Annotated in this window: 19 protein-coding genes and 1 CRISPR repeat array; of the genes, 18 read left to right on the top strand and 1 reads right to left on the bottom strand. The window is 30.9% G+C overall.

The annotated features are described in order from the left end of the window. Window positions 1-29 precede the first annotated feature (29 nt). The 17 genes from LEBU_RS07625 (at window position 30) to LEBU_RS12030 (ending at window position 18,435) form a co-directional block, all read left to right on the top strand. Entirely contained in the window at window positions 30-575 is a 546-nt protein-coding gene (locus LEBU_RS07625; protein ID WP_015769758.1) for a type II secretion system protein, read from the top strand. Continuing rightward, on the top strand, window positions 576-2,189 hold the full coding sequence (locus tag LEBU_RS07620) for a ComEC/Rec2 family competence protein (protein WP_015769757.1): 1,614 nt from the start codon (window positions 576-578) through the stop codon (window positions 2,187-2,189). A gap of 133 nt (window positions 2,190-2,322) precedes the next feature. Next, entirely contained in the window at window positions 2,323-2,658 is a 336-nt protein-coding gene (locus tag LEBU_RS07615) for a zinc ribbon domain-containing protein YjdM (RefSeq protein WP_015769756.1), read from the top strand. Window positions 2,659-2,678: 20 nt separating this feature from the next. Then, on the top strand, window positions 2,679-3,560 hold the full coding sequence (gene era / locus LEBU_RS07610; protein WP_015769755.1) for a GTPase Era: 882 nt from the start codon (window positions 2,679-2,681) through the stop codon (window positions 3,558-3,560). A gap of 327 nt (window positions 3,561-3,887) precedes the next feature. Beyond that, on the top strand, window positions 3,888-5,861 hold the full coding sequence (gene uvrB / locus LEBU_RS07605) for an excinuclease ABC subunit UvrB (protein WP_015769754.1): 1,974 nt from the start codon (window positions 3,888-3,890) through the stop codon (window positions 5,859-5,861). A 144-nt stretch (window positions 5,862-6,005) separates the two neighbouring features. Then, a complete protein-coding gene (locus tag LEBU_RS11610; RefSeq protein ID WP_049756109.1) occupies window positions 6,006-6,212 on the top strand; it encodes a hypothetical protein in 207 nt (68 codons plus the stop codon). Window positions 6,213-6,214: 2 nt separating this feature from the next. Beyond that, entirely contained in the window at window positions 6,215-7,006 is a 792-nt protein-coding gene (locus LEBU_RS07600; protein WP_021768391.1) for an Abi family protein, read from the top strand. Window positions 7,007-7,027: 21 nt separating this feature from the next. Next, window positions 7,028-8,674, top strand: coding sequence for a signal peptide peptidase SppA (gene sppA, locus LEBU_RS07595; protein ID WP_041760629.1), 1,647 nt, complete (start codon window positions 7,028-7,030; stop codon window positions 8,672-8,674). 110 nt (window positions 8,675-8,784) lie between these two features. Continuing rightward, window positions 8,785-9,138, top strand: coding sequence for an arsenate reductase family protein (locus LEBU_RS07590; protein WP_015769752.1), 354 nt, complete (start codon window positions 8,785-8,787; stop codon window positions 9,136-9,138). A 442-nt stretch (window positions 9,139-9,580) separates the two neighbouring features. After that, window positions 9,581-13,387 carry a phosphoribosylformylglycinamidine synthase gene (locus tag LEBU_RS07585; protein ID WP_015769751.1) on the top strand — a complete coding sequence of 1,269 codons (3,807 nt, stop codon included), beginning with the start codon at window positions 9,581-9,583 and terminating at the stop codon, window positions 13,385-13,387. A gap of 102 nt (window positions 13,388-13,489) precedes the next feature. Continuing rightward, window positions 13,490-13,969: a 5-(carboxyamino)imidazole ribonucleotide mutase gene (gene purE / locus LEBU_RS07580; RefSeq protein ID WP_015769750.1), complete on the top strand. Its 480-nt coding sequence runs from the start codon at window positions 13,490-13,492 to the stop codon at window positions 13,967-13,969. Window positions 13,970-14,022: 53 nt separating this feature from the next. Then, complete coding sequence (gene purC / locus LEBU_RS07575) at window positions 14,023-14,742, top strand: phosphoribosylaminoimidazolesuccinocarboxamide synthase (RefSeq protein ID WP_015769749.1); 720 nt, start codon at window positions 14,023-14,025, stop codon at window positions 14,740-14,742. Window positions 14,743-14,762: 20 nt separating this feature from the next. Then, on the top strand, window positions 14,763-16,214 hold the full coding sequence (gene purF / locus LEBU_RS07570) for an amidophosphoribosyltransferase (protein WP_015769748.1): 1,452 nt from the start codon (window positions 14,763-14,765) through the stop codon (window positions 16,212-16,214). 9 nt (window positions 16,215-16,223) lie between these two features. Then, window positions 16,224-16,511 (top strand): YciI family protein, encoded by a 288-nt coding sequence (locus tag LEBU_RS07565; protein WP_015769747.1) that lies wholly within the window; start codon window positions 16,224-16,226, stop codon window positions 16,509-16,511. 134 nt (window positions 16,512-16,645) lie between these two features. Further along, window positions 16,646-17,644 (top strand): phosphoribosylformylglycinamidine cyclo-ligase, encoded by a 999-nt coding sequence (purM, locus tag LEBU_RS07560; RefSeq protein WP_015769746.1) that lies wholly within the window; start codon window positions 16,646-16,648, stop codon window positions 17,642-17,644. Next, the gene (gene purN, locus LEBU_RS07555; protein WP_015769745.1) at window positions 17,632-18,255 is read left to right on the top strand and encodes a phosphoribosylglycinamide formyltransferase; all 624 of its coding nucleotides are present in this window, start codon (window positions 17,632-17,634) and stop codon (window positions 18,253-18,255) included. The genes purM and purN overlap by 13 nt, the downstream gene beginning before the upstream one ends. 27 nt (window positions 18,256-18,282) lie before the next feature. Then, complete coding sequence (locus LEBU_RS12030) at window positions 18,283-18,435, top strand: hypothetical protein (protein WP_006803660.1); 153 nt, start codon at window positions 18,283-18,285, stop codon at window positions 18,433-18,435. A 521-nt stretch (window positions 18,436-18,956) separates the two neighbouring features. Then, a CRISPR array of direct repeats spans window positions 18,957-19,889; the repeat unit is 37 nt; unit sequence GTTAAAGTAGAGTATCCATTAAAACAAGGATTGAAAC. Window positions 19,890-20,030: 141 nt separating this feature from the next. On the opposite strand, the gene malQ is transcribed toward LEBU_RS12030, so the two are convergent. Then, window positions 20,031-21,527, bottom strand: coding sequence for a 4-alpha-glucanotransferase (gene malQ / locus LEBU_RS07550; RefSeq protein ID WP_275268894.1), 1,497 nt, complete (start codon window positions 21,525-21,527; stop codon window positions 20,031-20,033). Between the two features lie 252 nt (window positions 21,528-21,779). Between malQ and LEBU_RS07545 the strand changes: the two genes are divergently transcribed. Then, window positions 21,780-22,571 carry an endonuclease/exonuclease/phosphatase family protein gene (locus LEBU_RS07545; protein ID WP_015769742.1) on the top strand — a complete coding sequence of 264 codons (792 nt, stop codon included), beginning with the start codon at window positions 21,780-21,782 and terminating at the stop codon, window positions 22,569-22,571. Window positions 22,572-22,637 lie beyond the last annotated feature (66 nt).

The following is a 22,637-nucleotide window of genomic DNA, read 5'->3' as shown; positions in this document are numbered from 1 at the left end:
ATAAAAATAGTTTTTTAAAGGGGGAGAAAATGAGAATAAAGGGAAATAACAATGGGTTTACGCTCATTGAGGTTTTGTTATACATTTCAATTATGGCGATTTTGTTTATAGTGGTTTCTGTGAATTTACAGAAACAGAGGCAAAATCAGGAGTTCGCAATTCAAAAGAGGAATATTAGCCAGTTTATCAGAAAAATTCAGCAGTATGCACAGCACAACAGGAAGGAATATGTACTGGATTTTAAAATATCTGAAAAGAGGGCCTATTTTTTGGATGAAAAAAATGGGAAAAAGGATATTATAGATAAAATGGAGATTTCCCAAAACTTATCTTATATGACAAATAATTCTAATAAAAATGCTGATTTTAGAAGACGTACCACAAATGAAGGGAATTTTGAAAAAGGATTTTCCGTTTATTTGCTGGATAAAAAGGGAGAAAAAATTTATTACAGGATTTCTACAAACACAATAAATGCGGCGAAATATCCGATTATAAGTATTTACAGGGCTAAAAAGCCGATTAATCTTTCGGATGATTATTCAAAGGCTAACTTGTGGGAGGAGGAAATTTAGATGAAAAATGGGGGAAATGTTGAGAATAATACAACAACTGGACAAAATAATAAAAAAAGAGATTTTGAGAATATAAGATTTCGTAAAATTGTAAAAAAATCAGATAGAAAAGAAGATTTTAAAAAATATGAGAATACAAAAATAAGTAAAAATAGTGGAAGCAATGAAACTCAAGAAAATGTAACTAAATTTGAAAATAAGGAATTTGATAAATATATTCTGGAAATGAAAAAATTGAGGGAGAAAGAGACTAGGAAAAAGTATATAAAATCCGAACTTTCACGCAGAAAACAAAATTTAGTAAAATTTTTTAATATGGAAATAGGAATTGAAGAAGTGAAAAGAACTTGGCAATTGGGAATTTTGATTTTGGCAGGGATTTTTTTGTTTGTGTTTTATCTTAATTTTGTTACTTTTAAGGGAGAACTTTCTGGAGAAAAGACACTTTATGTGAAAATTGATGGAAATCGTGGAAGTGTCTTGAAGGTTAATAACAAATATTTGAAAAACCAGGCGAGCATTGAGAATAAGAAGGGGCTTGAATACGGATTTTACCTTATGCGGTACAAAATTAGGAAAGCTGTAAATAAAAATGGCAATATTAAGATTGAAGGGAAACTGCTGGGATATAAAGAATCACGATTAAATGGAGTCCGTAAATATATTTTGGAGATTTTTGATAATTTGTTTATAACTGAAGAAAATTTGTATGCTTTTTCACGTGCTGCGGTTCTGGGGGAAAAGGCGGAGGTTTCTAAGGATATGAAGGATAAGTTTAAATACACGGGACTGGCTCATTTAATTGTAATTTCTGGGACTCATATAAGTCTAGTTGTTATTGGAATTGTGAAAATTTTGGATGGGCTGTCGCTAGGGTACAGGTTTAAGTATTTGATGGCACTTGTTGCACTCACTTTTTACTGTGCATTAATTGGATTCTCGCCAGGAATTTTACGTGCCTATATTATGGGAGCGATGATGATTTTAGCAAGAATCCTTTTTGAGCAGGAGGAAAGTAAAAAATCTCTGCTAGTGTCGTTTATTGTCATAATTGTGTTAAATCCCTATTCACTTTTTGATATTTCAATGCAGCTTTCCTATGCCGCAGTTGTAGCGATAATCTTTGTAAATCCTGAATTTAAGAAATTTTATCAGGAAAAAATTTTGGATAAAATAAAAAACGAGGTTTTGAGAAATACTGTAGATTTGATATTTTTGAGTTTAACAATACAAATTACGAGTATTCCTCTATTTTTGTATTACTTTGAAAAATTACCATTATTTTCGTTTTTACTAAACATTGTGGGAATTCCAGTTGGGACGGTTGTTATACAATGTTTATTTTTTGCAGTGCTTTTAAATATTTTTAAATTATCTTTATTCAATGGAATAGTAGTTTTTATTACCGAAATTATTTTTAAGGCTTTTGAAGGATTTATTTATGCTGGAAGCAAAATTCCGCTTTTACAGATGAATATTAATGGAAAAGCACCATTATGGACGGTTTTTGCATATTATGGAATGTTATTTTTTATAACATTTTTTGTAATGCCCTTGTTTACTGCAAAAATCGATACGTACTCAAGCTCCTTTAATACTGAAACAATAAAATAATTTTGGAGATTGATTTTAGAATACCGTTAATAATATAAATGAAAATTGTGATAATAAACATATTTTATAAGTTACTGTTTCGTGGTATAATGATATGATAAAAAAATAATAAAATTTGAAAGGAAGATAGAATATGAGTTTACCAAATTGTCCAAAATGTGGATCAGAATATGTTTATGAGGATGGAAATATGTTAGTCTGTCCAGAATGTTTTTACGAATGGGCTGAAAATGGAGAAGAAAGCAGTGAGGAAAATGTTGTAAAAGATTCAAACGGAAATATTTTGCAGGATGGGGACAGTGTTACAATTATTAAGGATTTGAAAGTAAAAGGTGCATCATCAGACTTGAAGAGAGGAACAAAAGTTAAAAATATAAGATTAATTGACGATGGGATTCATAATATCGACTGTAAAATAGATGGTTTTGGAGCGATGAAACTGAAATCGGAATTTGTAAAAAAAATATAAAAAACAGAATTGGAGAAAGAATGAAGTCAGGATTTATAACAATTGTTGGACGTCCAAATGTTGGGAAGTCCACGCTTATGAATAAGCTTGTGAAAGAAAAAGTTGCGATTGTGTCTGATAAGGCTGGGACGACTAGGGATCAGATAAAAGGGATTGTAAATATTGGAGAAAGTCAGTTTATATTTGTAGATACGCCAGGGATTCACAAACCAAAACATTTACTTGGGGAACATATGACTAATGTAGCGTTAGAGGCACTTGAAAATGTGGATTTGATAATGTTTATGCTGGATGGGACGCAGGAAATTTCAACTGGGGATATGTTCGTTAATGAAAATGTGCGAAGTGTAAATACACCAATTGTACTTGTTATTAATAAAATTGATAGAATGACGGATGAGGAAATTGAGGAGAAGAAAAAGGAAATTCGTGAAAAATTGGGAGAGTTTGATGAAATAATAACTCTTACGGCGGAATATGCGATTGGGATTCATAAGATATTTGAAGTTGCTGAGAAATATTTGTCAAATGATGTGTGGTTTTATCCAGAAGATTATTATACAGATTTACCAGTAAATAAAATCGTTGTGGAAACAGTCAGAGAGAAAATTTTACATCATACAAAAGATGAAATTCCACATAGCGTGGCTGTGGAAATCATTAATGTGGAAACAAAGCCTGCGATTAGGAAATATGATATAAATATTTATGTTGAAAGAGATAGCCAAAAAGGAATTATTATTGGAAAAGATGGAACTATGCTTAAGAAAATTGGGATAGAGGCTAGACGTGAGATTGAGCATTTAATTGATTTGAAGGTTAATTTAAAATTGTGGGTAAAAGTTAAGAAAAAATGGAGAAAGAATAAGAAATTTCTTGATGAAATGGGTTATGGGAAATAATTTTATTTTTAGGTTATATTAAATAATTATAAAAATTGAATAATAACAATCTTTATATTAAACCCTATTTAAAAATAGGAATAAATTTTTATAATAAGGTTGTTTGATAGCTAATTCATAATCATTCAACTAAATTGTTTTTTATCCTTTGTTAGAAAAGATTGTAATAAATTCGTTATTTAAATGGGGGTTAGTATTACTATAGCAGGGGTTTGTCAGAAAATAATAAAAAATAAAAAAATCAAAAATGAAAAATTGTATTATTTGAAAGTTTATAAACTTTTATAAATAACCAAAAGGTTTGTATTGAAAGGAGGAAAAATAGAGATGGATTTTAAGATACATTCAAAATTTCAGCCAACTGGAGATCAGCCTCAGGCTATCCAAAAAATTGTGGAAAACTTGGAAGATGGTATTACAGATCAGATTTTGCTTGGGGTTACGGGTTCGGGAAAGACATTTACAGTTGCGAATGTTATTGAAAAAATAAATCGTCCAGCTTTGATAATGGCACCGAATAAAACACTTGCAGCACAGCTTTATAATGAATATAAACAGTTTTTTCCTGAAAATGCTGTTGAATATTTTGTGTCTTATTATGATTATTACCAGCCTGAAGCGTATATTATGCAAACTGATACGTATATTGAAAAGGACTCTTCAATTAATGATGAGATTGATAAATTGCGGCATGCGGCAACAGCGGCACTTTTGAACAGAAGAGATGTTATTATTGTGGCTTCGGTTTCGGCAATTTATGGATTGGGGTCGCCAGAGGCATATAAAAAGAGATCGATTCCGATTGATGTGGAAACAGGATTTGAAAGAAATGAGCTTATAAAAAGGCTGATTTCACTTAGATATGAGAGAAATGACATTGCATTTGAACGTGGAAAATTCCGTGTGAAAGGTGATATTCTTGATTTACATCCATCTTATCAGGATACAGGATACCGTTTTGAATTTTTTGGAGATGATTTGGAAAGCATTTCAGAGATTAATACGCTTACTGGACAGAAAATTAGAAATATAAAAAGAATCACAATAATGCCTGCAACTCACTATTTGACAAATGAAGATACAAAAGTGATGTTTGAGTCAATAAAAAAGGAAATGGAAGAAAGAGTGAATTTTTTCCAGAAAGAGGGAAAACTACTGGAAGCACAGAGAATTGAGCAAAGAACAAAGTATGATTTGGAAATGATTGAGGAAATTGGTTATTGTAAAGGTGTGGAAAACTATTCTAGATATTTGACAGGAAAGAGTGAAGGAGAAGCACCTGATACGTTAATTGACTATTTTCCAGAGGATTTAGTTGTATTTCTGGATGAGTCGCACATTTCAGTTCCGCAGATAAATGGGATGTATAAGGGAGATAGAGCAAGAAAGCAGTCTTTAATTGACAATGGATTCAGGCTTCCAAGTGCTTATGATAACCGTCCGTTGAAATTTGAGGAATTTTTTGGGAAAATCCCACAAGTTGTATATATTTCAGCCACTCCAAGCGATTACGAGCTGGAACATTCAAATGGTGAAGTTGTAGAGCAGCTTGTCCGTCCAACAGGAATTGTAGAACCAAGTATCGACATTCGTGAAACAAAAAATCAAATTGATGACTTGATGGATGAAATAAAAACAAGAACGGCAAGAAAAGAACGGATTTTAGTTACAACCTTGACAAAAAAAATGGCAGAAGAACTGACAGATTACTATTTGGAATATGGAATAAAAGTAAAATATATGCATTCTGACATCGACACGCTAGAAAGAACAGAGATAATAAGAGGTTTGAGAAAAGGAGAATTTGATGTTCTAGTTGGAATAAACTTGCTGCGGGAAGGGTTAGATATTCCAGAAGTTTCATTAGTGGCAATTTTGGAAGCAGACAAGGAAGGATATTTGCGTTCCAGAAGATCTTTAATTCAGACAATGGGACGTGCTGCAAGAAATGTAGAAGGACATGTTATCCTATATGCTGACAGAATAACAGGCTCTATGCAGGAAGCCATTGATGAAGTGAACAGACGGCGTGAAGTTCAGGAAAAATACAACTTGGAAAACAACATTAATCCAAAATCAATTGTAAGAGAAATTGCAGAGTCAATCGTAGACTATGAAATTGAAAAAGAAAATGAAGCAAACAAAGCAATCAAGCAGTATAAGAGTGAAAAAGATATTGAAAAGGAAATCAAGAAACTTGATAAGCAGATTAAAAAACTGGCTGAGGAGCTTAATTTTGAGGAAGCTATTAAATTGAGGGATAAAATGAATGAATTGAAGAAGTTGTTAATTGAACTGTAAATTATAAAAAATTAATTAAAAAAATGATTGACAATTGAAAAATTCTATACTATAATATGCATAGAAAATAACTTGGTCAGATGTAATTTTATTACAGGACTATCTAATCCATTATGCGTAGTGGATTTTTTTGTGGAGGGGGAAATGGGAGAAATTGTGTATGATAAACCTTTTAAAACTTATAAAGAGCAAATAGAAATATTAAAAAATAAATATAAACTAAATATAAAAAATGAAAATTTTGCTTTAGAACTTTTAAGTACGATTTCATATTATAATTTGATTAATGGTTCTAAAGAATCTTTTTTGAGAAAGATTCTGAAATATTTGAAGAAAACACAGATATTATAGATTTGTTTCTTTTCAAAATATTAGATAAAAATATTCAAAATACATTGTTTAAGTATAGTGTCTATGTAGAAAATATATTTAAAACAAAAATGGCATACCTTATATCAAGGAAATACGGAATTTCGATTGAACAGTATTTAAATGAAAAAAACTACTATTTGCCTATTAATTTTCAAAGAAGAGAAAAAAGAAATCAAACCTTAAAAGCAATTTTGGCAGTAGCAACAGATAATAAGTATAAAAATGATCCTACAGAATATTATAAAAAATATCATAATCATATTCCAGCTTGGATATTATTTAAAAATGTTAATTTTACAGACATTATTGATTTATATTCCTTTTTAAAATTAGAAGATAAGCTGGAGATAGCAAAAGAATATTGTAATAATGCGAGTCAACTCAAAGATGAAGAATTAGTAGAACTATTAAAAAATTCAATTACTATCGTAAGAAAGTTTAGAAATAGAATTGCCCATAATTTAAAAGTAATAACCTATAGAGCTAAAGGTAACAATTTGAAATTGAAGAATATTAAAAATTTTCTTCCAAATCAATTTATAGGGAAAAATGATTATAAAAATAAAATAGGAATTAATGACTTGTTTTCTATGATTTCCTCAATAACTTTTTTGTTAAAAAATGAGACATTAATATTTCAGATGTTTAGTGAATTAAAGGTTGATTTTAATTTAATATCCTTACAGAAAATGGTAAAAAAATATAAAAAAGTAACAAATTTTCCTCAAAATATTGAAAAAAGATTTGATATAATTTTAGGAAAAGAAAAATAATAGCAAGAAGGAGTTGATATGATGTTTATTTTGAAAATGTTGTTAGAAATAGTAATAATGCTTATTTTGTGTGTAATTTTAAGTTTAATTTTTGTAAAGAAGATTCTTAGAGTAAAAAATAAGAAGAAATTGCCTTTAAAAAAAGTAAAAACTGTTGTTTTTGATGTGAAAAAATTAAAGGAAGATGTGGCTATGCCTGCATTAAAGGGGAAAGAGAAATTATCGTATTATCAAATATTGCAAGGATTAAATAATCTTGCGGAAGATAAAAATATAAAAAAAGTGATTATTGATGTGGATAAGTTAAATTTGACACTTTCACAGCTGGAAGAAATTTCTAAAATTTTTGATAAGATTAAAAAAAATAAGGAAGTTGTGGCGATAGGAACGCTTTTTGAGGAAAGTCGATATAGACAGGCTATGCTTGCTAATAAGATTTTTATGTTTGACACAAGGCAGTCAACTCTTATTTTTAGGGGATATTTGCATAAGGAATTTTATTTGAAGTCGTTTCTGGAAAAGTTTGGGATAAGAATGAATGTGCTTCATATTGGTGATTACAAGGTGGCTGGAGAAAAATTTAGCCATAACCAAATGTCGGAAGAGAAAAAGGAATCAATTAAAAATATAAAAGATAAAGTTTTTGAAGATTTTGTGGAATTGGTAAAAAGTAAAAGAGGGACTGATATTGAAAATGAGATATTGAGTGGAAATTTGATTTTTGCTGGGAAGAAAAAGGCTTTGGAATATAAATTGATTGACGGTGTTGCTGATTATGATGAGATTGGGATAAATTATAAAGAAGATACAGTTTCGATTGAAGATTATATTGTGATGACAAAAGATAAGAAGGAAAAGGCAAAAGATACAATTGCTGTGATAAATCTTGAGGGCGTTATTGATATGAAAAATCCCAACAAAAATATTACTTATGATAATGTTTGTGAAAAACTTGAGGAATTAAAAGAAATAAAGAATTTGAAAGGGTTAGTATTAAGAATAAATTCGCCTGGTGGAAGTGCTTTAGTTTCTGAAAAAATATATAAGAAATTAAAAAAATTGACTGTGCCGATATATGTTTCAATGGGAGATTTGTGTGCAAGTGGAGGTTATTACATTGCTACAACTGGAAAAAAATTATTTGCAAATAACTTCACTTTGACAGGTTCAATTGGTGTTGTTATGATGTATCCTGAAGTTGTAGGAACAATGAAAAAGTTAGATGTTAATTTGGAAGGATTTGGAAAGGGTGCGGGCTTTGATATGCTGAATCCATTTGAAGAATTAGGAGAAGATTCAAAAGAGAAATTAATCCATAATATGAATGAAGTTTATGGCGAGTTTAAGGAACATGTAATGGTAGCCAGAGGAATGAATGATGAGGAACTTGAAAAAATTGCACAAGGAAGAGTGTGGCTTGGAAGCGAAGCCAAAAATATCAATTTGGTTGATGAAATTGGAACTCTTGAAGATTGTATAAAAGCAATGGCAAATGATTTAAAATTGGATAAATATAAAGTGCAAATAGTGGAGTTAACACAAACTTTAAAAGAAACTCTGTCAGATATAAAAATGCCCTTTGTATCTGAGGAAATTAGGGAAAAGGTTGAATTTTTGCAAGGAAATATAAATCAGGTTTTGTATTATGAGAGTGAGATTGAATTGTAAGAATTTCTAATTTATAAAAAGTGAAAAAAGTATAGAGGAAATATTGGAAAAATAAATATTAATCTGTTAATTAATTTAAATTTTAATAAATTACGAAAGGAAGTAAAAAAATGAACAAAATATATTGTTATCCAAGATGCACAACTTGTAAAAAAGCTGTAAAATGGCTGGAGGAAAATGGGATTGATTACGAATATAAGCACATTGTGGAAGAAACACCATCGAAGGAAGATATTAAGAAATATTATAAAGAAAGTGGATTGCCGTTAAAAAGATTTTTTAATACAAGCGGGAATGTTTACAAGGAGCTAAACTTAAAGGAAAAATTGGCAGAGATGTCAGAAGATGAGCAGTTTGAATTACTTGCAAGCAATGGAATGGTATTAAAAAGACCACTTTTGGTAGGGAAGGATTTTGTGCTAGTTGGATTTAAGGAAGCTGAGTGGGTGGAAAAGTTAAAATAAATTTAAAGTTGTAGCTTATAAAAATAATTTTATTATAATTAAGTAAAAATTGTTTGTATATATAAATATTATGAGCGTTAAACATATGATTAAAAAAATGGTTTTACTTTTTTTACCTTGAAAAAATAATAAAATTTTGCTATACTTTTATTGTAGGGGAATTTTGCAATAATCTAAAATTTTAAAAATAATTGTTAATTATTTGAAATGATTTACTAATAATGTGTAAAGTTAAATTTATTGTGGAGGAAAAATGAAAAAAAAATTTTTTGTCATGAAAATGTTCAGGATATTTTTTACGGGACAAATTGTAAAATTGTCTACTTTGTTATATAAAAAATATAAAAAATTAAATATATAAATATATGGGAAATCTAGGTGAATTTTTTTGCTTAGATTTTTATTTTTTATAAATTATAAAAAGAAAGAAGGAGAAAAAAAGATGAATTATAGAATCTTTGTAGAAAAAAAAGAAGATTTTAGAGTGGAAGCACAAAATTTATTTAGCGACTTAAAGGAAAATATCGGGATAGATGGGCTTACAAGTGTAAGAGTTTTAAATATTTATGATATTTTTAATTTAGGTGAAAATGATTTGGAAAAATTGGAAAAAACTGTGTTTTCTGAAATAAATGTTGACAATGTTTTTAAATCGTTTGATGAAGTGTTTAAAGAAAAAAATTCAGAAAATGTGTATTTCTCAGTGGAATTTTTACCAGGGCAATATGATCAGAGAGCGGATTCTGCAATTCAATGTATAAATTTATTGATTGACGAAGATAATAATATTAATGTAAAAAGTGGGAAATTGATAATTTTATACGGAAAAATTTCTCCTGATGAATTTGCGAGAATAAAAAAATATTATATAAATGAGGTTGAGGCACGGGAAAAAGATTTAAATGTTCTAAGTGAAAATGTTGAAACTGAAAATACGGATGATGTTATTGTTTATGAAGGATTTACTGAAAAAACAAAAGAGGAAATTGAAAGTCTTAAAAATGAATTGGAACTGGCGATGACTGTAAATGACTTGCTATTTATTCAGGAATATTTTAAAAATGAGGAAAAAAGAAATCCTACGGAAACTGAAATTCGTGTTCTTGATACTTACTGGAGCGATCATTGCCGACACACAACTTTTGAAACAATTATTGATGATATAAAAGTTGAAAATGAAACTTATAAAAATATCATTGAAAAGGCTATTAATGAGTACTTGGAAAGCAGGGAGTACGTTCATGCTGACAGAATTTCTAAAAAGCCGATGACTCTTATGGATCTTGCTACAATTTTTGGAAAAGAGCAGAGAAAAAATGGAAACTTGCCAGATTTGGAAGTTTCAGATGAAATAAATGCTTGTTCGATTTATATTGATGTGCCAATTGAGAGAATTGATGAAGATGGGGAAAAGAGTACAACTACTGAAAAATGGATTTTGCAGTTTAAAAATGAAACTCATAACCATCCGACAGAAATTGAGCCGTTTGGAGGGGCTTCTACTTGTATTGGTGGAGCAATCCGTGATCCGTTATCTGGAAGAACTTATGTTTATCAGGCTGTGAGAATTAGCGGTTCTGCTGATCCAACTGAAAAAATTGAGGATACAATGGCTGGAAAATTGCCACAAAAGGTTATTACGCAAGTAGCTGCACACGGATTTTCTTCTTACGGAAATCAGATTGGGCTTGCAACAACTCATGTAAATGAAATTTACGATGAAGGATATAAGGCTAAAAGAATGGAACTGGGACTTGTCGTGGGAGCGGCACCTGCTGAAAATATTATTCGTGAAAAGCCTGAAAATGGGGATATTGTAATTCTGCTTGGTGGAAGAACTGGAAGAGATGGAATTGGAGGGGCGACTGGATCGTCTAAGGAACATACGACAGAATCTTCGGAAAAATCAAGTGCTGAAGTGCAAAAAGGTAATGCAATTGTTGAAAGAAAAATTCAAAGACTTTTCAGAAATAAAAATGTTACAAAATTAATTAAAAAATGTAATGACTTTGGAGCTGGAGGAGTTTCGGTTGCGATTGGAGAATTGGCTGACGGGCTTGAAATTGACTTGAATAAAGTAAGAGTCAAATATATTGGGCTAACTGGTACAGAACTTGCTATTTCAGAGTCGCAGGAGAGAATGGCAGTTGTTATTGAAAAACAAAACTTGGATAAATTTATAGAATTTGCAAACGAGGAAAATCTGGAAGCGTATCAAGTAGCTGAAATTAACGATTCAAATAGGCTTGTTATGAAATACAATGGAAAAGCAATTGTTGATATTTCAAGAGATTTCTTAAATACAAACGGAGCCGCCTCAAATATCAATATTACAATTGAAAATACGCCAAAATTAAACTTGAACAGAGAAGTTGAAGGAAATGACTTTAGAAGTAAATTTGTAAATAACTTGAAAGACTTAAATGTCGCTTCGCAAAGAGGATTAGTTGAAACTTTTGATTCAACAATTGGAGCAACGACGGTATTAATGCCATTTGGTGGAAAATATCAGTTGACTCCTGCAGAAGTTTCAGTACAAAAAGTGTCGGTAATTAATGCGGAAACTGATGTCGCCTCAATGGTTGGATACGGATATAATCCTTATGTTGCAAAACAAAGCACATTCCACGGTGGTGCTTACGCTGTAATCGAGTCAATGGCAAAAGTTGTCGCTGGTGGAGGAAACTACAAAAACATCAGATTTACATTCCAGGAATATTTTGAAAGATTGGGGCAGGATTCTAAAAAATGGGGTAAACCATTATCAGCATTATTAGGAGCATTGTACATACAGAAATCCTTTGGATTGCCGTCAATCGGTGGAAAAGATTCAATGAGTGGAACATTTAACGAAATTTCCGTACCGCCTACATTGGTATCATTTGCAGTAAGCGTTACAGATGCTGAAAATGTAATTTCTAGCGAATTTAAAAAGGCTGGAAACAATGTGTACCTGATTACAACGCCAAATGATGAAAATGATTTGCCAAAACTTGACGAGCTAAAAGCAAACTTTGATTTTATAACTGAAAATATAAGAAATAAAAAAATTGTGTCTGCTACGGCTGTGAAAAATGGTGGAATCGCTGAAAGTCTTGCGAAAATGACATTTGGAAATAAACTTGGTGTGGATGTTGCTGCGCAGATTGATGAAAATGACTGGTTTAAAGTAAATTATGGAGCATTTGTTGTGGAAACTGCTGAAAATATTGATTACAAAAATGCAGTTTTACTTGGAAAAGTTACAAGTGAAGCAAAAATTACTGTAAATGGAACAAATTTTGATTTGGATGAATTAATTGGAAATTGGGAAAGTAAACTTGAAAAAATATTCCCAACGAAAAAAGAAGTGGAAAAAGAGCATAAAATCGCACATTGTGAAGGCTTAAAATATGAAAAATTGAAAAAAATTGAACATGAAAACATGATTAGCAATATTTCAAATACTTATGCAAAACCAAGAGTATTTATCCCAGTATTTCCAGGAACAAACTCAGAATATGACTTGGAAAGGGCATTTAACCGTGAAGGCGGACTTGCGAAAATTGGAGTATTTAACAACTTGTCGCATAATAATATTTTAAATTCAATTGATAATTTTGTCAAAGAAATTGATAATTCACAGATTTTAATGCTGCCAGGAGGATTTAGTGCAGGAGACGAGCCAGATGGTTCTGCTAAATTCATGGTTGCTGTTCTAAAAAATAAAAAAGTTAAAGAAGCAGTAGAAAACCTGTTAAAACGTGACGGATTAATTTTAGGAATTTGTAACGGTTTCCAAGCATTGATAAAATCAGGATTACTTCCTTACGGGGAAATCCGTGAATTGAACGAAACTTCACCAACATTGACTTTCAACACAATTGATAAGCATATGTCAAAAATCGTCCAGACAAAGATTATTACAAATAACTCTCCTTGGCTTTCAGATATGAAAGAAGGAGATATTCACTCGGTTGCAATTTCTCACGGTGAAGGAAGAATAGTTCTTACAGAAGAAGAATACAAAAAATTATATGAAAACAATCAAATTGCAACAAAATATGTGGATTTAGAAGGGAATTCAACAATAGATTCACAATTTAATCCAAATGGTTCTTATTATGCGATCGAAGGAATGCTTGCTTATAATGGAAGAATTTTTGGAAAAATGGGGCATTCTGAAAGAAAAGGTAAGAATGTTTACAAAAATATTTACGGAAATAAGGAACAAAATATCTTTAGAAATGGAATAAAATTTTTTAAATAGGATAATGTAAGGGCATTGCAATTGATGCCCTTGCTAAAAATCTGAAATAAAAAAAGTGAATGTTTAAACAAAATTGTATAAAAAATAGGAGGAAAGACAATAATGAAAGTAGCAATATTTTTTGGAAGTCAGTCGGATACTGAAAAAATGAGAGGAGCTGCGAATTGCTTGAAAGAATTTGGGCTTGAATATGAGGCTTATATCTTGTCGGCTCACAGAGTTCCTGAAAAATTGGAGGAAGTTCTTGCAGATGTGGAAACAAGAGGAGCTGAAGTGATTATCGCTGGAGCTGGGCTTGCGGCGCATTTACCTGGAGTTATTGCTTCAAAAACAATTCTTCCTGTTGTAGGAGTGCCTTTAAATGGAGCGATTGGAGGGCTTGATGCACTTTATTCAATTGTGCAGATGCCAAAATCTATTCCTGTGGCTACAGTTGGAATTGATAATTCATACAATGCAGGAATGCTGGCTGTACAGATTCTGGCAGTAAAATATCCTGAAATTAAAGAAAAACTGATTAATTTCAGAAAAGAGATGAAGGCTAAGTTTATTGCTGATAATGAGAAAAAAATTGAGTTATAGAAAATAGAAAAAATTGTAAAAGATACGAAAAATATAAACGGAGGAAATAAAAAATGGAAAAAAGAGAACAAATTTACGAAGGAAAAGCAAAATCAATTTTTGCAACAGATAATGCGGATGAAATAATTATGTATTTTAAAGATGATGCGACTGCATTTAATGGGGTTAAAAAAGATCAATTGGAAGATAAAGGGATTTTGAATAATAAAATTTCTACATTGATTTATGGGTATTTGATAAAAAATGGTGTAAAAACCCACTGGATTGAAACTCTTAATGAAAGGGAACAACTTTGTAAAAAGGTGGAAATTGTGCCTTTGGAAGTGATTATTAGAAATAGGGCGACTGGAAGTTTTGTAAAAAAATACGGAGCTGAAGAAGGGAAAATTTTTAAAAATCCTACTTTTGAACTGTCTTACAAAAATGATGATTTAGGAGATCCATTATTAAATGACGATCACGCATTAGCCTTGGAATTAGTTTCAGCTGAAGAATTAAAAGAAATAAAAGAACAAACATTTTTAATAAATAAATTATTATCAGAAATTTTTGATAAAATGAATTTAATTTTGGTTGATTTTAAAATAGAATTTGGAAGAGATAAAGATGGAAATATTTTGTTAGCTGACGAAATAAGTCCAGATTCAATGAGATTGTGGGATAAGGATACATTGAAAAAATTGGATAAAGATAGATTTAGACAGGATTTAGGAGATGTAATGGGAGCATATCGTGAAGTGTTGCGACGTTTAGAAAAAGCATTGGCAGAATAATTTAATGGAGGGAAAAAGTCGTGTTTAAAAGTTTGAATGAAGAGTGTGGAGTTTTTGGTGTATTTGGACATCATGAGGCAGCGCGTTTGACTTATTATGGATTGCACAGCTTGCAGCATCGTGGACAGGAAGCGGCAGGAATTGTAGTAAGTGATGGAAAGCGTGTAAATGGACACCGTGGGCCTGGACTAGTGTCAGAAGTGTTTAATGATGATAGAATATTTAATCGTCTGGAAGGAAACAGTGCGATAGGGCATGTGCGGTATGCAACTTCTGGAAGTAGTAGCGGTCGTAATATTCAGCCATTTTTGTTTCAATTTTTTGATGGAAGTATAGCTTTAGCACATAATGGGAATTTAATTAATGCCAGAACATTGAAAAGAGAATTGGAAAAACATGGTGCAATTTTTCATTCTTCATCTGATACAGAAGTGTTGGTGCATTTGATAAGAAGAAGCAAGGAAAAGGATTTTTTGAGCCAATTAAAAGACGCATTGCGTCAAGTAAAAGGCGGATTTTCGTTTTTAGTTCAAACTCAAACTGAATTGTATGGGGTGGTAGATCCGTTTGAATTTCGTCCTTTGATTTTGGGAAAAACAAAAAATGGAGCATATATTTTAGCTAGCGAAACATGTGCATTGGAAATCGTGGGAGCGGAATTTATTAGAAATATTAGATCTGGAGAAATAATTATTATTAACAAAGAAGGATACAGAATTGAAAAATATACTGAAAATACTTCAACTGCTATTGCGGCGATGGAATATGTGTATTTTTCAAGACCTGATTCAGATATTTCGGGAGTAAATGTACATTCTGCTCGTAAAAGATGTGGTAGAAGATTGGCACAGGAAGCGCCAGTTGAACATGCGGATATGATAATTGGAGTTCCCAACTCATCATTGTCAGCGGCAAGTGGATATGCGGAAGAAATCGGGAAGCCTTATGAAATGGGATTAATCAAAAATCAATACGTAGCCCGTACTTTTATTCAGCCAACTCAGGAATTGCGTGAACAAGGTGTCAGAATGAAATTATCAGCTGTAAAAAGTGTTGTAAAAGATAAAGTTGTAGTTATGATAGATGACTCAATAGTTCGTGGAACAACTTCAAGCCGTATAGTTCAGCTGTTAAAAGAAGCAGGAGCAAAGGAAGTCCATGTCCGTATAGCGTCGCCAGAATTTAAATTTCCTATTTTTTACGGAATAGATGTTTCAAATTCGTCAGAGTTAATTTCGGCAAATAAAACGATTGAAGAAGTTAAAGAATATATAGGAGCGGATTCGCTTGCATTTCTTAGCATAGATGGGCTGATTGAGTCAATAGGGCTTGATTTTGATGCACCTTACACGGGGCTTTGCATGGAATGTTTTAATGGAGATTATCCAGCTGGATTGGGAGATTATGAGGAAGAATTTTACGATTCATTGACGCCAATTCAAAAAGAGGCTTTAGAGGAATTAAAGAAATAAGGTGAAAAAATGTATATTGTAAGTTTGAATTATATAAAAGAAGTAAGTGAAGTTGAAAAACATTTAGAAGAACACATAAAATTTTTGGAAAAATATTATGAAATGGGAAAATTCATTTGTTCGGGAAGAAAAAATCCTAGAATAGGCGGTGTAATTTTGTTAAATGCAGAAAGTTCATCAGAAGTAGAAAAGATAATTTTAGAAGATCCATTTAATGCAAATGAAATCGCAGAATATGAAATTACGGAATTTTTTCCTACAAAATATAACAAAAATTTTAAAACATTTGTAGAATAGACCTGTTCGATAACTATATATATTTAGAATTTAATAAAACAAATATTCTAAAGCAAGGGGTCTTGACCCCTTGTGAAAATAAAAAAACTTAGGTTATCGAACACATCTAATAAAAGATATAATAGGAGGAAAAAATGTCAATTTCTTATAAAGATTCGGGAGTAGATAAAGAAGAAGGGTACAAAAGTGTAGAAAAAATAAAAAATGGTGCCAAAAGCACGTATAATGCCAATGTTATGAATGATTTGGGAAGTTTTGGGGCATTGTATAAACTTGGAGATTATAAAAAGCCTGTGTTAGTTTCTGGAACTGACGGAGTTGGGACAAAATTAAAAGTTGCATTTGAAACAGGAATTTACAACACAGTTGGAATAGACTGTGTGGCAATGTGTATAAATGATATTTTGTGTCACGGAGCAAAACCGCTATTTTTCCTAGATTACTTGGCTTGTGGAAAATTAGACTCAAATGTATCGGCTGAAATTGTAAGCGGAGTTGTAGAAGGGTGCTTGCAGTCAGAAGCTGCCTTAATTGGTGGAGAAACGGCTGAAATGCCAGGATTCTATACTCCAGGTGAATACGATATTGCAGGATTTGCAGTAGGGGCGGTAGAAGAGGACCAAATTGTTAATGGTTCAGATGTTAAGGAAAATGATGTTTTAATTGCAATTCCATCAAGTGGAGCTCACAGTAACGGTTTTTCATTAATCAGAAAATTATTTACAGACTTTACTGAAGTTTACAATGAAAAAACAATTGGAGAGCATTTACTGACTCCAACAAAAATTTATGTAAAACCAGTTCAGGCTGTAATGAAGGAAGTAAAAATCAACGGAATGGCTCACATTACTGGTGGAGGGCTAATCGAAAACGTACCAAGAACAATACCTGACGGACTTTGTGCAAATATACAAAAATCAAAAATTCAAATTCACGAGTTATTTAAGCATGACGCATTTTCAAGAGTAAGTGAAGAGGAAATGTGGGGAACATTCAATATGGGTGTAGGATTTATATTAATTGTAGACGCAAAAGATAAGAAAAAAGTAATTGAAATTTTAGGACAAAATGGTGAAACTGCTTATGAAATCGGACATATTGAAAAAGGTGATGAAAAAATATGTCTAAAATAATTGAAAATTCAAAAGACAAATCAAAAAATAAAAAAACACGAATAGCAGTATTTATATCAGGCTCAGGCTCAAATTTGCAGTCAATAATCGACAATATCGAAAATGGAAACTTAAACTGTGAAATTTCCTATGTAATTGCCGACAGGGAATGCTTTGGACTGGAAAGAGCTGAAAAACATGGAATAAAAAGCATAATGCTTGATAAAAAGTTATTTGGAAAAAATTTATCAGATGAAATAAACGCTATTTTGGAAAACGATACAGAAAGAACAGATTACATCGTACTTGCAGGCTATCTATCAATTTTATCAGAAAGTTTTATAAACAAATGGAATCGTAAAATTATAAATATTCATCCTTCACTTCTCCCAAAATACGGTGGAAAAGGAATGTATGGAATAAAAGTCCACGAAGCCGTAATTGTAAACAAGGAAAAAGAAAGTGGTTGCACAATCCATTTTGTAGATAACGGAATAGACACAGGAGAAATTATAACAAATGTGAAAGTACCTGTTTATGAGAATGACACGCCTGAAATTTTGCAAAAGAGAGTGCTGGAAAAAGAGCATATTTTGCTAATAGAGGGGATTAAAAAGTTATTAGGACAATAATTTTAAAAGCAAAGGAATGACTTAAATATGGATACAGATTATACTATTTTAGTGATATTAACATATATTATGATAATTATTGGAGGGGTAGCTGGAATAGGATTAATAGTAGCTTTTTTTAGAAAATTAGGAAAAATTGAAAGCAAAGATAAATTAGAAGAAGAAAAATTAGATGATTGATTTTAGAAAGACTTGGAGTTAAATCATAATATGGAAGAAGTATTAGTAATTGTTGTTATGATTGCGGGAGGATTAACTGGATTTTTGATGGTAAAATTTATTCAGAAAAAATTAAAGGCTAAAAATGAAAAGAAATAAAAATTGAAAGTGTGATACTAAATTTTATTTAAAAACTAAAATATTTTTAATAACAAGGGGCTTGTCCCCTTGTTTAAAATTCACAACAAATTGACTACTCAACTGATAGACAATAGAAGTTATTTATATAAAAATTCAAAAAGATTTTGAAAAATCAGAAAAATATGGTAAAATAAGACTGTAGAAAAAATTCCTACCACTATAAGAAATGAAAAATGAGAAGCAAAATCCACTCAAAGTCAATAAAAATGAGCATTAGGAGTTACGGAAAATGCTAAAAAAACAGCAAAAAATAATAAAAATTAAGCAAAAAAATGTGATTTTAATGTCTGAAAAAATCGCTGTAACACTAATAAATAAAGGATTTTCTCAAAAAGACGGGTGTTAAAGTAGAGTATCCATTAAAACAAGGATTGAATTTCAGGATCTAATTCTATACCGTCTACTTGTAATGTGTGTTAAAGTAGAGTATCCATTAAAACAAGGATTGAAACAAAGCATAAACCTAAATTTTATTTTGTAGACCAATTGTGTTAAAGTAGAGTATCCATTAAAACAAGGATTGAAACAAAGAATGATACGGTATTATAAAGGACATCTTGTTTAGTTAAAGTAGAGTATCCATTAAAACAAGGATTGAAACCCATCCAAAATTTTCCAACTTCTGGTATGTCTTCTAGTTAAAGTAGAGTATCCATTAAAACAAGGATTGAAACTTAATCTTTTGATGTCTCGATCATTTTTTATGTCATTTGTTAAAGTAGAGTATCCATTAAAACAAGGATTGAAACATACGGTAAGTGATGTTAATACAGCAAAAGTTAAATCAGGTTAAAGTAGAGTATCCATTAAAACAAGGATTGAAACATACTTGTTGTTGTCCATATCCTTGTACCACTGGTGTTAAAGTAGAGTATCCATTAAAACAAGGATTGAAACAAGTCTTTCTCATCTCACCTTTCTTATCTGAAGTATAATAGTTAAAGTAGAGTATCCATTAAAACAAGGATTGAAACTCGTATCTGTAGTAAACTTTGTCGTGAAAATGGAATTCGTTAAAGTAGAGTATCCATTAAAACAAGGATTGAAACTTCAAAAGTTCTTTTACATAACATAAAATTCTCAAATCGTTAAAGTAGAGTATCCATTAAAACAAGGATTGAAACAGATGTGAGATGGAAACAAATGTATAATGGTAGACAAGTTAAAGTAGAGTATCCATTAAAACAAGGATTGAAACCACATTCAGCAGCGTTCCATTCAGTCCATCCTGTTAAAAGTTAAAGTAGAGTATCCATTAAAACAAGGATAAAAACAACTTTTTTATAAGGTTGTTTTTTATTTATTGTCAAATATGAGAATAAAAAGCAAAAAAAAATAGAGAGTCAATACAAATTTTGTATATTCTCTCTATTTTATTTATCATAAATTGTATAATCTCAAAAAAATTTCACAAATTATCTTGAGTAAACTTTTGTTAATTTAGCAATTCTTTCTGCTAATTCATCTGTCAACACACCATCTTTTAATCTCCATTGCCAGTTTCCGCTAGCAAGTCCAGGAGTATTGATTCTAGCTTCGCTTCCTAATCCTAAGAAATCTTGAATTGGAGCGATTGCCATGTTTGCAACAGAGCTCCATGCACCTCTTATCGCATCCCAATGGATTTCATTATCAGATCTTGAATTTAAATAGTTTCTTGCAAATTGTTTATCGTCTTCATTGGCTTTTGTAAACCATCCAATTAATGTGTCGTTATCATGAGTTCCTGTATAAACTACGCAATTTTTGGTATAAGTATGAGGCAAGTAGTCATTTTCTTCTTTGGAATCAAATGCAAATCCTAGAATTTTCATTCCAGGGAATCCAGTTGCTTCTCTCAAATCAATAACACCTTGCGTCATTGTTCCTAAATCTTCAGCAATTATAGGTAATTCTCCAAGTTCATTTTTAATGGTGTTAAATAAGTCTGTTCTAGGCCCTGGACACCAAGTACCATTTTCAGCTGTTTTATCTCCATAAGGAACAGCCCAATATTCATCAAATCCTCTGAAGTGATCAATTCTTATGATGTCGCAAGTGGAAAGGTTGGCTTTAACTCTGTCTACCCACCATTTGTAGTTTAACTCTTTTAATTTGTCCCAGTCGTACAAAGGATTTCCCCAAAGTTGTCCTGTGGCACTGAAATAATCAGGCGGAACACCAGCTACTTTAACAGGTTTTAGTTCAGGATCGAATAGGAAAATTTCTGGATTTGCCCATGCGTCTGAGCTGTCTACTGCAACGAAGATTGGTATATCTCCGATTATTTTTATTCCATTGTCATTAGCGTATTTTTTTACGTTATTCCATTGAGTAAAGAATAGGAACTGAATAAAATTATTATATTCGATTTCATCAGCTAATTCAGCTTTGTATTTATTTATAGCAGCTTCTTTTCTAGTTCTGATGTCATCTTCCCATTCATTCCAAGGAAGTCCATTAAAGTGATTTTTCAAGGAAATATAAAGGCTGTAGTCATCTAGCCAAGAGCTATTTTCAGCTTTAAAAGTTTCCAATTTTTCTTTTAATTCTTTATTTTCATTAGCTTTAAAATTTTCATATGCTTTTCTTAGTAAAGGATATTTTTGATTATAAATAGCGCCATAATCAATATATTCTTCATTTCCTCCAAAATCAACACCTTTCAAATCTTCCTCAGCTAATAAATTTTGCTCGATTAATAAGTCAAAATCAATTAAATATGGGTTTCCAGCAAATGTTGAAAAACATTGGTAAGGTGAATCACCATATCCAGTCGGCCCAAGTGGGAAAATTTGCCATAATCTCTGATTTGCTTTTTTTAGGAAATCTACAAATTTATATGCTTCTTTCCCTAAACTTCCAATTCCATATTTTCCAGGAAGTGAAGTAGGATGTAACAAAATACCAGAACTTCTCTCAAACATTTCTATGTCCTCCTTAAAATTATTTAATAAAATTAAATTTTTTATTTCTCAATACTAAATATACTATATTTTATTTCAAAAGTCAACATATACGTAAATGTTATTTTAGTTTTTATTTTTAGCATTATTTCGTTGACAAAGTAAAAAAAATATTGTAACATTAAATTAAGATAACAAAAATATGATTTATTTTTTCTGTAAAAAAAAACTATAAATTTTATTACAAAATAAAATTTAAGAATAAATGAGGAGAATATTATGAAAATATTAACAGTAAATGTTCATGCATGGCTGGAAGAAAATCAAATGGAAAAAATTGATATTCTGGCAAGAACCATTGCGGAAAAACAATATGATGTCATTGCAATGCAGGAAGTAAACCAGCTTATGAATAATAAGATTATTTTTGATGATATAAGGGAAGAAAATTATGCTTGGGTACTTCTGGAAACGTTGCAAAAATATACAGATACAGATTATTATCTTCATTGGAGCAATTCGCATATAGGTTTTGGAAAATATAATGAAGGTGTGGCAGTCATTACGAGGCATAAAATAAAAGCCGAGGATGAATTTTACTGTACTTTTGCACAGTCTGTGAGAACTATTTCTGCAAGAAGAATTGTCAGCATTACAATTAATTATGAAGGTCAGGATATCGAATTTTACAGTTGTCATATGAATCTGCCAAATTGTGAAACTGAAGATATGGGAAAAAATATTCAGACAATCTTAAATAGAACTCAAAATAGCAATTTAAAAATATTAATGGGTGATTTCAATACAGATGCAATCGGAAATGTAGCAGCTTATGAAAATATATTATCTCAAGGACTTTTTGATACATATGTTATGGCTGAAAAAAAAGATGACGGAATAACTGTAGATAAAAGTATTCACGGCTGGGATAATGATAAAGCGAAAAAACGACTGGACTATATATTCAGTAATAAAGAATTAAAAGTGAAGGAAAGCAAAGTCATATTTAATAACAAAAATAAAGAAATAGTGTCAGATCATTTTGGAATAGAAGTTAAAATAGAATTTTAAATCTAAATTAAAAAAATAATAATTTTAAAAGAAAATAATAACTTTAAAATAAAAAAATCCCTGAAA

Source organism: Leptotrichia buccalis C-1013-b, from assembly GCF_000023905.1.
Classification (GTDB): Bacteria; Fusobacteriota; Fusobacteriia; order Fusobacteriales; family Leptotrichiaceae; genus Leptotrichia; species Leptotrichia buccalis.
Note: the sequence above shows the minus strand (reverse complement) of the source record. Positions and strands in the feature narration are given on the sequence as shown.